The 13,104-nt window shown below is 48.1% G+C and carries 12 protein-coding genes; 7 read left to right on the top strand and 5 right to left on the bottom strand.

From position 1 onward, the window contains the following. The 4 genes from DFQ00_RS24965 to DFQ00_RS24950 are packed head-to-tail and all read left to right on the top strand — an operon-like array spanning window position 1 to window position 3,730. Window positions 1-1,203 (top strand): Ger(x)C family spore germination protein, encoded by a 1,203-nt coding sequence (locus DFQ00_RS24965; RefSeq protein ID WP_110899182.1) that lies wholly within the window; start codon window positions 1-3, stop codon window positions 1,201-1,203. 6 nt (window positions 1,204-1,209) lie between these two features. Continuing rightward, entirely contained in the window at window positions 1,210-1,446 is a 237-nt protein-coding gene (locus tag DFQ00_RS24960) for a hypothetical protein (RefSeq protein ID WP_110899181.1), read from the top strand. Between the two features lie 20 nt (window positions 1,447-1,466). Continuing rightward, window positions 1,467-2,576: a GerAB/ArcD/ProY family transporter gene (locus tag DFQ00_RS24955; RefSeq protein WP_110899180.1), complete on the top strand. Its 1,110-nt coding sequence runs from the start codon at window positions 1,467-1,469 to the stop codon at window positions 2,574-2,576. A gap of 29 nt (window positions 2,577-2,605) precedes the next feature. Beyond that, the gene (locus DFQ00_RS24950) at window positions 2,606-3,730 is read left to right on the top strand and encodes a GerAB/ArcD/ProY family transporter (protein ID WP_110899179.1); all 1,125 of its coding nucleotides are present in this window, start codon (window positions 2,606-2,608) and stop codon (window positions 3,728-3,730) included. Window positions 3,731-3,836: 106 nt separating this feature from the next. Here the strand turns inward: DFQ00_RS24950 and bcp are convergent, their stop codons facing one another. The 4 genes from bcp to DFQ00_RS24930 all read right to left on the bottom strand — a co-directional run bounded on the left by bcp (window position 3,837) and on the right by DFQ00_RS24930 (window position 7,004). Continuing rightward, window positions 3,837-4,301, bottom strand: a complete 465-nt coding sequence (gene bcp, locus DFQ00_RS24945; protein ID WP_110899178.1) for a thioredoxin-dependent thiol peroxidase — start codon at window positions 4,299-4,301, stop codon at window positions 3,837-3,839. A gap of 70 nt (window positions 4,302-4,371) precedes the next feature. Beyond that, window positions 4,372-5,157 (bottom strand): ABC transporter permease, encoded by a 786-nt coding sequence (locus tag DFQ00_RS24940; RefSeq protein ID WP_110899177.1) that lies wholly within the window; start codon window positions 5,155-5,157, stop codon window positions 4,372-4,374. Between the two features lie 4 nt (window positions 5,158-5,161). After that, on the bottom strand, window positions 5,162-5,956 hold the full coding sequence (locus DFQ00_RS24935; protein ID WP_110899176.1) for an ABC transporter permease: 795 nt from the start codon (window positions 5,954-5,956) through the stop codon (window positions 5,162-5,164). A 1-nt stretch (window position 5,957) separates the two neighbouring features. Beyond that, on the bottom strand, window positions 5,958-7,004 hold the full coding sequence (locus DFQ00_RS24930) for an ABC transporter ATP-binding protein (RefSeq protein ID WP_110899175.1): 1,047 nt from the start codon (window positions 7,002-7,004) through the stop codon (window positions 5,958-5,960). Window positions 7,005-7,245: 241 nt separating this feature from the next. Here DFQ00_RS24930 and DFQ00_RS24925 point away from each other — a divergent pair, with 241 nt between their 5' ends. Next, on the top strand, window positions 7,246-8,286 hold the full coding sequence (locus DFQ00_RS24925; RefSeq protein WP_110899174.1) for an LCP family protein: 1,041 nt from the start codon (window positions 7,246-7,248) through the stop codon (window positions 8,284-8,286). 246 nt (window positions 8,287-8,532) lie between these two features. Continuing rightward, a complete protein-coding gene (locus DFQ00_RS24920; RefSeq protein WP_110899173.1) occupies window positions 8,533-9,849 on the top strand; it encodes a glutamate-1-semialdehyde 2,1-aminomutase in 1,317 nt (438 codons plus the stop codon). 608 nt (window positions 9,850-10,457) lie between these two features. Here the strand turns inward: DFQ00_RS24920 and DFQ00_RS24915 are convergent. Beyond that, window positions 10,458-11,897 (bottom strand): aminotransferase-like domain-containing protein, encoded by a 1,440-nt coding sequence (locus tag DFQ00_RS24915; RefSeq protein WP_244213996.1) that lies wholly within the window; start codon window positions 11,895-11,897, stop codon window positions 10,458-10,460. Between the two features lie 175 nt (window positions 11,898-12,072). Here DFQ00_RS24915 and DFQ00_RS24910 point away from each other — a divergent pair, with 175 nt between their 5' ends. Further along, a complete protein-coding gene (locus DFQ00_RS24910; protein ID WP_110899172.1) occupies window positions 12,073-13,008 on the top strand; it encodes a DMT family transporter in 936 nt (311 codons plus the stop codon). Window positions 13,009-13,104 lie beyond the last annotated feature (96 nt).

The raw sequence follows: 13,104 nt of genomic DNA, 5'->3' as shown, positions 1-13,104 counted from the left end.
ATGAAGAAATATCTGCTCATGCTGCTGTCTCTTGTCATCATCATGCCGCTGCTAAGCGGTTGCTGGGATCGCCAGGAGTTAAATCAGCTCGGGATTGTGCTGGGTCTTGGTGTAGATAAAGACGGCGACCGGATCAAAGTCAGCGCGCAGGTGGTGGTGCCCAATGAGATGTCCTCCCGATCTCGGGGAGGCAAGGGGACTCCCGTGACTCAATATCAAGCTACCGCCCGTACGCTTCTTGAAGCGATTCAGAAGCTTACCGAGACCAGCCCGCGCGCTATTTTTTTGTCTCACGTACGGGTACTCGTTTTCAGTGAAGCATTCGCACGGGAGGAAGGTATTTATGACATCATTGAGGCACTGATGCGGGAACCTAGTGCAAGACCAGACTACTATGTCATGGTTGCGCGTAGAACTACGGCTTCACAAATACTGGATGCCTTAACTCCGCTGGATAACATTCCTGCAGAAAAGCTGTTCAATTCGCTCGATATTTCATCCAAGAACTGGGCTCCAACGACGACCGTAACAACCGATAAGCTGATGCAATACATTCTCACCCCCAGCATGTCCCCGGTTATTACCGGAGTCGAGATTATCGGAGATCCTCAAGCTGCTGGAGAATCCAAAAATATTGAATCCGTCAAGTCCCTTGCTACCCTTCATTTCAGCGGCCTGAGTGTGTTTAAGAAAGATAAGCTCGTTGGATGGCTTGATGAGAATCATTCGAAGGGATACAACTATATTCGCGACAATGTGAAATCAACGATTGGTGCCGTGAACTGCCCTGCAGGGGGATATGTCACATTAAAAACACTGCGTACCTCTACCAAGCACAGTGTCAAAATGGTGAATGGAGAGCCGCAAATCCGAATTAAGGTGGAAAATGTATCTACCGTCGGCTCCGTCGAATGTGATATGGAGATTGGCTCGATGGAGGCCATTAAGGAAATGGAGCAGAATGCGCAGGATAGAATCGTTGAACTGATGAAACAAACCGTAAGCCTGGTACGCAGCAAATACCATGTCGATATTTTCGGTTTTGGACAGGATATCTATCATAAGTACCCCAAGCTCTACAAAAAAGAAGAAGACACCTGGGACAAATATTTCATGAACCTGGATATCAAATATGAAGCTAATGTGCAGATTCGACGCATAGGTACGCTGGATAATTCGTTTAACAAAAAAGCCAAGGAGTGAGGGCAAGTGCTGCTTTCAATTTCAGTTGTGGTTGTTGGGTGCCTTATGGGGGTGATTGATTTACCCAAGCTGTTTAAGCGGAAGGAATGGAAAGAAGTGATTGTGTATTCTGTCCTGCTGCTGACAGGCATCGTATTTGGCGTTATTGCCGTTAATTTATGGGAGTTTCCAAGCCCCCTTTACATTATCATCTGGGTCTACAAACCCGTTAATCAATTTCTGGCCTATATCACAGGAAACTAGCTCAAAGGAGTTGACATATTATGCCGGAGCATGGGCGGCTCGGAATAAGACAATTGACGATTCTGACCATTATGATCGTTATGGGCGATATGATGATGATCTATCCCTCGGTCATTGCCAGCTTTTCCGGCCAAAACGCCTGGCTTAATGCATTCATAGGGATCCCACTTGGTATGGGATTAATGTATCTTTATGTGAAGCTTGCTGATACATATCCGGGTGAAAATCTTTTTGGCATATTCAAGAAAATATTAGGCTTCTGGCCCGGCACACTGCTATCCCTGATTTACCTTATGTATTTTATTTTTGGCTCGTCAACACAAGCGCGTGTTGTTGGCGATTTTATGACCAGCGAAATCTTTATGTTTACTCCGATTCGAGTTGTGCTTCTGATATTTTACATTGTCATTGGATGGGGCATCTATAACGGTCTGGAGACAATTGGACGAAGCAGTGAAATTTTACTGCCAATCGTGACTGTTTTTATGTTTGTTCTCGTCATCTGCCTTCTGCCCCAGACAGATCTTGACCAGCTTCGACCATTTACAGATACAAACATGCAACAAATCTCCAAAGGACTTATGGTCAGCTTCATCTATCCGGTAGGGGAAGCAATCCCGATCCTGATGCTGCTACCCTACTCAAGCCAGCAGGCTCATCGCACACGAGATCTTGTCATAGGCGCTGGTTTTGGAAATTTCCTTATGGCTGTTCTGGTCACCATCTCTCTGCTGGTCATGGGTCTTTTCCTTACCCAGCACAGCATTTTCGGGTCCTTTGTATTAGCACAAAAGATTAATATCGCTAATTTTTTTCAGCGTATTGAAGTGCTGATGGCCTCATCCTGGCTGATCTCAACTTATTTTAAAAGCACCATCTATCTCTACGCCTTTATTGTCGGTACAGCAGAGCTGTTCGGCTTCAAGGCTTCACGATTTCTTGTTTTGCCATCAGTTCTATCTGCCTTTGCGTTGTCCAATATCGTTTCGCCCACGTTATCCTTTATCGTTACACTCGCCATTCCTTACTGGCTGGAATGGGATATAACGTTGTGCCTGATTTTCCCAGTTATGCTATTAATCATTCATCAGATCAAGTCCAAAATGAAACTCAAAAAAGGAATGGCCTAGAAACGTCAAACAAAGGGAGTGTACCGATCATGCTCATTCAGGAGAAGCTTACCATAAGGCAATTTGCGATCCTAGCTTTTTTGGGCATCATCGGAGATATGATGTTGATCTATCCCACCCTCATAGCCTATTCAGGCAATCAGGATGCCTGGATCTGTTCCATCATCTCGCAAGGCATCGGAATGGGCATTCTATGGCTTCAGTTCAAAATGCATCAGCTGTATCCCGATCTCACTCTGATTGAAATTTGCTCAGAGGTGCTTGGAAAATGGATCGGGGCCGCTGTCGCTATAGCCTACCTGTTTTACTTCCTTATGGGAGCGGCTGTATGCATACGTGAAGTGGGGGATTTTCTGACCACTCAGATATACCTTGGAACTCCGATCCGGGCAATCATCCTGCTATTTGTTGCCACATTAGGGTGGGCTGTACTCAAGGGATTAGGCACGTTAGGAAGAAGCGCAGAAATTCTGGTGCCTTTCATCACGCTAAGTTTAGTTATTTTGATCTGTTGCTTGCTGCCTCAGGCAGACTCCTCCAATCTGATGCCTTTCCTATCCACACCCATCTTTGCGTTTATTAGCGGGAGTGTACGGGGCGGCACTGCTTCCTACGGAGAGCTCATCATACTATCCATGTTTCTTCCCTATGTTACACATGGTGTGCATAAACGACGGGACATGTTTTTATCGGCGTTATTAGGCGGTATTATGCTGACCTCATTTCTTCTGATCTCACTGCTGGTGATGGGTCCCGAGCAAACAAAACATAACATCTACATATCGTATATTCTCGCGCAAAAAATAAACGTCGGTGACTTCATTCAGCGAATCGAAGCCTTGTTAGGAACAGCCTGGCTAGCCTCTACATTTGTCAAAACGTTCCTTTACACGTTCGGATTCATTCTCGGACTTGCACAGTTAACCCGCATAAAATCCTATCAGCCGCTCATTCTGCCAACCATGTTACTCATCTTTGCAATGGCTATTGTTATCGCTCCGGATATACTCTTCTATACGAGCGGCATTATGTATCCCTGGTTTGATTGGGACTTTACCGCCAGCATCATCATCCCTGCATGCCTGATACTGATACATCTTGTTAGAAGGCGCTTGAAAACGCAGCGCAAGGGAGAAGCTCTTTCCTATAAATAAACAGGCTGCATTCGAATGGAATCCTGTCCATCGGAATACAGCCTGTTTATAGTTCTGCCCTGTTTTAACAGGGCTCTTTTTTTTACAGAGAATGAATTATCGGAGCTTACAGCGCCTTAACCGTCTCCAGCGCCTCTTCAATATGTCCCTTCACACGAACCTTGGTCCATTGCTTGATCAAATTGCCCTCTTCATCCAGCAGGAAGGTGGAACGCACAATGCCCATATACTCCTTGCCATACATTTTCTTCATCTGCCACGCACCAAACTGCTCGGCAACCACATGCTCCTCATCCGATAACAGGATAAAAGGCAAACCGTATTTGGCAATAAATTTGTCGTGCTGCTTCATGGGATCAGTGCTTATTCCCAGAATCACCGTGTTCAAGCCCTGAAACTCCTCATGTCGGTCACGGAAGTCACAGGCTTGCTGTGTGCACGCCGAGGTCATGTCTTTCGGATAAAAGTAGATCAGCACGCGTTTACCGCGTAAATCGGACAGCTTCACCGACTCACCCGAACTGGATGGAAGCTCAAAATCCGGTACTTGTACACCCTCTTTTAAAGTCATGCGCATGTCCTCCTTAATATTTATGAAATTCAACCCCTAGAGCCTACTGTATCATATTACCCTTAATCCACTATGAGCCTGCTCCCCGATACCGCTTCACCCCAAAGTTCCACAAGGTCAGCCCGATCGTTGCAAACACCAGCCCCATAACTGGAGTCAGCAGAGCCATGCGGTGCATCTCGATACGATCCAGAAACAGAGCGGCCGGATAGATACCCACAAAGGCAAACGGGATAATCCAGGTGAGCAGCACCTGAATCGCTCTGTTATAGATCGTGACCGGATACCGTCCATATCCCTGAATGTTATACATCAGTGGCAAAATGCCTGTCGGTGCATCCGAATAAAAGGAGAGCGATGTCAGTGTGGTATATATACCCGCGTAGATCAGAACTGAACTGATCGCCAGAATAATCAACGCTGGAATATGCCACCACTCGAGCACCAGTCCCATCTCCGCACCGCTGATGATCATAATGATCAGCCCGATGAACGAGCCTACGAGAGAGGGCGGGTCCACATTTTCCAGCAAAATCTGAAACAGATTGTGTGCCGGACGCGTCAGAATGCGATCCATCTCCCCTTTGACAATATACCGCTCGCTGAACCCCCATAGATTGATAAAACAGCTAAAGATACCGTATGGCACCATAAAGTACCCGTAAACAAACAACACTTCCGCCTCACTCCAGCCACCGAGGTTGTCCGTATGACGGAAAACGACAAAGATAAAGATCAGATTGGTCGCCTGAAACAGCAAATCCGAGATAATCTCTACCCAGAAGTCAGCGCGGTAGGTAAGGCGTGTCTTCATATAGTTTTTTAAATATTCCCAGATCAGACCCATATAGTACATTCCGTTATCCTCCTTGCACGAACAAGCGCTTGCGCGCCTGCCGCCAAATCAGCACCATCGGCAAAAGCAGCAAAACAAACCAGAGCACCTGAATACCAAGAACATTCCAGATGCCTGTGCCTTGCACTCTACCTGTGAATACCGAGCCTGGCAGATACGTTATGGCCTGAAAAGGCAGCACCTTCATCATAGCGGACATCCAGTCCGGGTAAAGACTGATCGGAATAATCAAGCCCGAAAACAGGTCTACCACGACCCTTTTCATGCGCATCATGCCTTCATTATTTTCCACGAAAAACGCCGCCAGTCCCGTAATGACATTAATCTGGGAATTAATCAGGAAACTGAAAAACAGCATGACCAGAAAACCAATCCACGCCGAAGGCGCTGTTGGAAGCTGCACCGGGAAGAGCAGAATCGCAATGAGCATGCCTGGAATCATCAGCAGCAGGAAGCGGAAGATGCCTTCGCCGAGTCCCTGCATCATTTTGACCATGACGTAATTAATCGGCCTTATAAACTGAATGGCTATGGAGCCATCCCGAATGTCCGCAGCAATTTCCCGATCCAGGTTGTTAAAATAAAACGCACGCGCCATCCACGAGACGGCAACATACGTTGTCATCTGTGCCGCGGTAAAACCGCCAATCTCTCCGCTGCTGCCATAAATAGCTTGCCACGTAAAGTAATACACGCCAATATTCAGCGTATATATCAAAATGCCGGAATAATAATTGACTCGATATGCAAGCATCGTCAGAAAACGAATGCGCATGAAATCAATAAATGCACTGTTCATCTTAGGTAGCACCTACCGCTTCTTTATCTGCCGACACAATCTCTGGACGTTCTGCAGAACCGGACTGGTAGATGCTGCGCACAATCTCGTCCGTATTCGTCTCAATAATCTGAATGTCGGTAATATCGGCCTGACCCACTACACGTGCAAGCACATCCGAAACGTTCAGCTCCAGCGGAATCCACACCGATGCAGACAGCTCATTCTCTACGGTCCAGCGAACAGGCATTGCAGCCGTCCATTCCTGCATCTGGGTGATGCTGTGACCTGAGCCAAATTTGAAGCGAACCTCCCTCTCTGTACCCCACTGGGACTTGAGATGATCCAGACCACCATCATAGATAATGCTTCCTGCATCCAGCATGATTACCCGCGAACACAAGGCCTCGATATCCTGCAAGTCATGTGTGGTCAGCAAGATCGTTGTACCATGCTGCTCGTTCATGTCTTTCAGGAATTCCCGAATCTCGGACTTTACCACGATATCCAGACCAATGGTCGGTTCATCCAGAAACACAATGCCCGGATTATGCAGCAAGGCCGCCACCAGTTCACACCGCATCCGCTGACCGAGACTGAGCTTACGCACCGGACGACTGAGCAGCTCCTGTAATTGCAGACGCTCGACCAGCTCGTCCAGCCTTTTACGAAAATCCTGCTCTCCAACACGGTATACCTTGCGAAGCAGATGAAAGGATTCAATAACGCCGATATCCCACCATAGCTGGCTGCGCTGTCCAAACACGACACCAATATTTTTGACAAATTTCTCCCGTTCCTGATAAGGAACATACCCACCTACGGATATGTGCCCGGATGTAGGCACCAAAATGCCGGTCAGCATCTTGATTGTTGTTGATTTTCCGGCACCGTTCTCTCCAATATATCCGCATATTTCGCCTTGCGGTATCTGAAATGAAATATCATTCACAGCCAATACTTCCTGGTATTGACGTTTGAACAGATCCTGAAACGCGCCCTTTAGCCCGCCACGGCTTTTCTGGACGTTAAACGACTTACGCAAGTCTTTGACATCAATCGCCAGCATGATTATACCTCACTTGGATTTTGTTGAAATTGCTTGTAGCCCAAAAAGAAATTATAATAGTAACAGTCAAAATTCAGCAAGCTATAAAAAAAGTTCGAGGCGGCCTCCTCTGCCTTGTGTCTGGAGGGGAAGCGAACGGAAAGCCTCGACTTGAACCGCAACTTCACACGTTCTGATAATTCGCAACTTTACATGTTCTGAATTCGTTTATTTTTTATCTCAATTACAAAGGAGAGCTAGCATGACCAGAAAGACGAAGAGAACCATATGGATCTCTCTCGCCGCCTTCGTGTTAATTGTCGGTGGAGTCGTATCTTACTATTTCGGTTCTATTCTTAATCAGTTGGATGGTTTGCAGAAGAAAGGCGAGGACTCGCCATTTGCCAATATTGAAAATGTAGAGAAAGTGAAGACACCTGACCCTCCAAAATGGGAAGGCACGGAAACCGTTAATATTTTGGTGATGGGTGTCGATGCACGCGGCCTGAAAAAGGGGGAAGTGCCCCGTTCCGACAGCATGATGGTGGTATCGCTTGACCCGTTAACCAAAAAAATTAATCTCTTCTCCATTCTGCGTGACACATATATCAACATTGACGGATATGGTAAAGACCGGATTAACACTGCAATTACCCATGGCCCGAATGTCGCAATGGAGGCGGCGAGCGACCTGCTCGGCATCCCTGTTCAGTATTATGTGTATACCGATTTCCAAGGATTCATCAAATTGATTGATGCCGTGGGCGGTGTAGATTTTGATGTTGAGAAGGATATGCATTATACAAGCAAAGCGGACAATAACGAATATGATATTGATCTCAAAAAAGGATACCAGCATCTCGATGGCAAAACAGCCTTGATGTATGTTCGTTTCCGTCATGATGCGATGTCTGACTTTGCTCGTTCCGAGCGCCAGCGTGAGCTGTTGAAAGCTGTAACGGCGAAGATGCAGTCTACCACAACGATTGCCAAGCTGCCTTCGATTTTGGAAGCAGTGAACCCATATGTAGACACCAACCTTACGCTGTCCGACATGTGGAAGCTCGGCGGGCTTGGTTACCAAAGCAGCATGAATGGCAGTGAACAGGTTCCGCCAATGAATCTGCTGAAAGAAGAGCGTACACCTGGCGGTGCTCAGGTGTTGTCTGTAACCAGCGAAGAAAAACTGAAACAGCATGTACAGGATATCATTCATCCGCCAGCCAAGACCGAAGAACCACAAAACAAGGAAGACAAAACAGCCAGCGGAAATGAGAAAAATTCACAGCAGCCGGCACAGTGACCCCTTCATGTGAAACATCATGATCTGAAGGAGCGGCCGGGTCCAAGCTAACTTGCCAACTGGAATTATTGTTTCAGATATTAGATGAGGTTATCACACCGCAATGAACGGATTCATTCTTTGAAGGGCAGCTTGATTGCTGCCCTTTTGCTATGCCTGAACGCAAAAGTATGCGAAAATAATCATATCCTTCCAATGTTATGATCATATAAACTTTGGAACTACACAAGGAAAGGAAGTTATCTCATGAATCCACGTACAAACTCTGAGTTGTTATATACAGAAGCCCTGCAGCACATTGTAGGCGGAGTAAACAGCCCGTCCCGCTCGTTTAAAGCGGTGGGTGGCGGAGCGCCCGTTTTTATGAAAAAAGCACAAGGTGCACACTTCTGGGATGTTGACGACAACCAATACATTGATTATCTCGCGGCATATGGCCCGATTGTAACCGGACATGCCCACCCTCATATTACCAAAGCCATCACCGAGGCTGCCGCGAATGGTGTGCTGTACGGTACGCCAACCGAGCTTGAGATCAAGCTTGCCAAAATGCTCAAAGAAGCTATTCCGTCTATGGACAAGGTTCGTTTTGTCAATTCGGGTACGGAAGCTGTCATGACAACGATCCGAGTAGCTCGCGCGTATACGAAGCGTAATAAAATTGTGAAATTTGCTGGATGTTATCACGGTCACTCCGACCTTGTGCTGGTAGCTGCCGGTTCGGGTCCTTCTACGCTTGGCATTCCCGATAGTGCCGGCATTCCGACCAGCATCGCACACGAGGTCATTACCGTTCCGTATAACGATCTGGAAGGACTGAAGGAAGCGCTGGAACGCTGGGGCGATGATGTTGCTGCCGTTATGGTGGAGCCGATTGTGGGTAACTTTGGTATGGTTATGCCCGAGCCTGGCTTCCTGGAAGGCTTATGTGCGATGACACGCGCGAACGGCTCGCTTGTCATCTATGACGAGGTGATTACCGCGTTCCGCTTCCATTATGGTTCCACGCAAACGTATACTGGGCTGGCTAATCATGCGGAGATTGAACCCGACCTTACAGCACTGGGCAAAATCATTGGCGGCGGCTTACCGATTGGCGCTTACGGCGGCCGTAAACATGTGATGGAGCAGGTGGCCCCGCTCGGCCCGGCATATCAAGCCGGAACGATGGCAGGCAACCCGGCATCCATCTCGGCAGGTATCGCCTGCCTTGAAGTGCTGCAAGGCGATGGCGTGTACGAGGAGATGGAGCGTCTCGCCATGGACCTGACAGCTGGTCTGCAGGCTTCCGCTGACCGCCATGGCATTGATCTGACGATCAACCGGATTCGCGGCGCGTTCTCCACGCATTTCTGCAACCATCCGGTGACAAACTATGATCACGCGCAAGACACGGACGGTGAACGCTTCGCGTCCTTCTTCCGCCATATGCTGAATCGCGGCATCAATCTCGCGCCATCGAAGTATGAAGCCTGGTTCCTCACCACCGCTCATACAGATGCAGACATTGCTGCAACTCTGGAAGCTGCTGAGGCTTCCTTCAAGGCGATGGCACAGGAGTAACTTTGGGTGCAGGGTCTCACTGGCAGCGGCAGGATAGCAAGTGAATAACGCAGTGTACGGTTAAGTATTTTTTTACATTACGCAATAAGTCTGAGCGTAGAAGATCCTCAACTAACTTACACAAAAGCAGGTTGCGTTGCATCAACTGCTCTCCTCTTCCGCTACGCGTCAGATCGGGCGAGAAATATGGCGTTCAGTCCTGAAGGCCGCACCTTTCGCTCACGCTCAGATCGCTGACTTGTAGCTCTAACGATCAGGAGAAGCCTTATTAGGCTCATTTTCGGCAAAATCCAATTCTAACGATCCCCAGTAACGCTATTTCGTCCAGAACAGGCTTTCGGAACACAACATTGACGTTATTTTGCGAAATAACGTCTTCTGGGATCGTTAGATTTCAGAACGGCTCCAAAAGCGGTGAATAAGGCTTCCTGAGATCGTTAGAATTTTCCAGCCTGCTCTCCATGCTTTCCATGCGTTACTTTCGTATAGGAACCAGCCACAATCAAGTGGCTGGTTTCTTTCTACTTATCCTTTTATTGAACGACCGCTCGTTTTTACTGAATTACCTCTCATTTTTAAAGCACTATCTCCCGTTTTCTTTCACTGCCTCATTGTTCATCTTCCTGCTGCCTACACTCGATTCCTTCACGCATTGATTTGGGCTGCAGTCTCAAAATCTCCTCCCGAATCTGCTGCATCCCCTCTTCTATTCGCTGCTTTGGTACGTTGGAGATATTCAGGCGCAGCATCGTTTCAATCCCCATCTCTCGCTCGCATTCCCTCATGTCTACAGGGTAATATCGTTCCGTTGTATCCACCAGAATTCCCCGACTCTCCAGCCGGGACATCAACGTATGCGCCGGTATTCCCCATGGCAGGGGAAGAACCGTATGCTCCCCACCTGTAAGCGGTGCATCCCGGAACGGGGCAAAGTATGGATACGCCGCCAGCTGCTCGTGCACAATGTGCATACGGGCGGCATAGCGGCTACGGATTGTTTTACGATGATGGGCAAACATGCCGCTGTGAATATACACCTCCAGTGCGGCTTGAGACAGAACAGATGTGTCGATGTCCAGCATTCTTTTGTACAAACCAAAGCTGGATACCAAGGCAGACGGCAGAACGGTCACCCCTACACGAAGTCCGGGAAACAGAATTTTGGAATAACTTTTCAGATAAATAACACGCTCATGCGTATCATAGGCCCACAACGGATCTTGTCTTGCGCTGTCCTCCAAATCTGCCAGATAGTCATCCTCCACCAGATATACGTCATATCGCTGCGCAAGCCGAAGTAACCTTTTCTTCTCCACTGCCGTCATGGAGGTTCCGATCGGATTGTGAAACCGTGGCATCACATAGAAAAACTTGATATCTCCTGCCGCGAACTGACGCTCCAGCGAATCCCAGTCCAGCCCTGTCTCCAATGTCCTTCGCACACCTGCAACGGGTACCCTCAGACTCTCCAGCAGCGTCGGCATATTGTGGTACGTTGGCAATTCCACCATCACTTTTGTTTTGCCGCCCGGAAAAGGCATTAACGCCAGTGCCGCCAGTGCCTGCTGCACCCCCGATGTAATGAAAAACTGCTCCACTCTCGCGAATACCTGATAATCTGCAAACTGCTTCTGTAAAAGTGCAATCAACGAAGGCAGCCCTTGCTGCGTGCCGTATAAAAATAGCTCGTCCTGCTTCTGTCTCATCGCCAGATCCATACAATGCCGAAAATCCGCATACGGAAACACTCTCGGATCGGGAGCCGCCGAAGCAAAATCCAGTGGTTCCTGCCAGTCCATATCCTGTGCCCCTGTACCATTCTGCACTGCATAATAGCCGGATTGGGGAATGGCATACACCAGATGTCTTTGTTCGAGCCATTCATATGCCCGAATAGCTGTGCTGACACTGCATTGATACTGATCAGCGACAGCACGGACTGCCGGTAGCCTGATCCCTTTGTCGTCCCAGTTAAGACGGTCCTGTCGTGCCATCTGCTCTTGAATCCACTCTTGCAGGGCGTGAGCGATCTTCTCATATTTTTTCAACGTAACGACTCCTTCCCCAGAATTGTACCGGTACAATCATTCTTTTTCTCTATTGTAGCATGAGGCCCGCAGAAGTATATTAAGAAAGGCTCATATGTTCCATCACTTGACAGGTATTAGCATAATGGGTGCCCACATATTCCAAGACTATATCGCATCACTGGAGGGAAAATGAATGAATACTACACGCAACCGAACCTACTCTTATATCGCGGCTGTCGCGTATGCAGCGATTATCGGGTTATCCTTTTTATTCGTCAAAATGACCGTCACTATCGCACATCCCATTGATGTGCTTGCCCATCGCTTCGCCCTGTCCCTGATCGTTGTCAGCATTCCTGTGCTGTTCGGCTGGATCAAGATTAATCTGCGTCTGGCTGATCTGTGGAGAATTATTCCGCTGGGATTGCTCTCGCCTGTACTGTTCTTTGCCTTTCAGGCCTTTGGACTCGTCACCTCCAATTCATCGGAAGCAGGTATTATCCAGGCTATGGTGCCCGTATTCACGCTTGTTCTGGCTTCAGTCTTTCTGAAGGAACGCACATCCATCGTGCAAAAGATGTCCCTGCTCCTTTCTGTAGCTGGTGTCATTTTTATCTTTGCGATGAAGGGCAGCGGGATGTCGATGAGCAATATGCAGGGTATTGTACTGCTGGTGTTCTCAGCGATCAGCTTTGCGGGGTACGGGGTGCTGGCCAGACCGCTCACCCGAAAATATAAACCGCTGGAGCTGACCTGGGTTACCTTGATGGTAGGTTGCGTTGTGTTTAATGCGGCTGCATTGATACGCCATGCTTACACCGGATCAATGGCTGATTACATTCAGCCGCTCGGAGATGTGTCCTATCTGGGCGCACTTGCTTATCTCGCAATTCTGTCCACCATGGTATCCACGCTGCTGTCCAGCTATGCGCTCACACATCTGGAGGCTTCGCGTGTCAGTGTATTCAGCAATCTGTCCACACTCATATCTATCGCCGGCGGCGCGCTGATTCTGCACGAGCCTGTACAGGGTTATCACTACATCGGGGCAATTCTGATTATTGCCGGAGTGCTGGGCACGAATCTGAGCCATCACAAACAAGAGCTCGTCAGTCATTCCAAAGCATGATAGAATGTGAAAAATTGTAAACGGACGTTATCAACGATGATGAAAAATATGTGTACTTACAGGGAATACAACGACAAAAAAGACCTATACTCCTGC

Source organism: Paenibacillus barcinonensis (assembly GCF_003217495.1).
GTDB lineage: Bacteria > Bacillota > Bacilli > Paenibacillales > Paenibacillaceae > Paenibacillus > Paenibacillus barcinonensis.
This window is presented reverse-complemented; position numbering and strand designations above follow the sequence as displayed.

Excerpts from the sequence above, each read along its gene's own strand:
- DFQ00_RS24925 (WP_110899174.1), top strand. The coding sequence starts at position 7,246 with ATGACCAGAAAGACGAAGAGAACCATATGGATCTCTCTCGCCGCCTTC.
- DFQ00_RS24955 (WP_110899180.1), top strand. The coding sequence starts at position 1,467 with ATGCCGGAGCATGGGCGGCTCGGAATAAGACAATTGACGATTCTGACC.
- DFQ00_RS24965 (WP_110899182.1), top strand. The coding sequence starts at position 1 with ATGAAGAAATATCTGCTCATGCTGCTGTCTCTTGTCATCATCATGCCG.
- bcp (WP_110899178.1), bottom strand. The coding sequence starts at position 4,301 with ATGACTTTAAAAGAGGGTGTACAAGTACCGGATTTTGAGCTTCCATCC.
- DFQ00_RS24940 (WP_110899177.1), bottom strand. The coding sequence starts at position 5,157 with ATGTACTATATGGGTCTGATCTGGGAATATTTAAAAAACTATATGAAG.
- DFQ00_RS24935 (WP_110899176.1), bottom strand. The coding sequence starts at position 5,956 with ATGAACAGTGCATTTATTGATTTCATGCGCATTCGTTTTCTGACGATG.
- DFQ00_RS24910 (WP_110899172.1), top strand. The coding sequence starts at position 12,073 with ATGAATACTACACGCAACCGAACCTACTCTTATATCGCGGCTGTCGCG.
- DFQ00_RS24930 (WP_110899175.1), bottom strand. The coding sequence starts at position 7,004 with ATGCTGGCGATTGATGTCAAAGACTTGCGTAAGTCGTTTAACGTCCAG.
- DFQ00_RS24950 (WP_110899179.1), top strand. The coding sequence starts at position 2,606 with ATGCTCATTCAGGAGAAGCTTACCATAAGGCAATTTGCGATCCTAGCT.
- DFQ00_RS24920 (WP_110899173.1), top strand. The coding sequence starts at position 8,533 with ATGAATCCACGTACAAACTCTGAGTTGTTATATACAGAAGCCCTGCAG.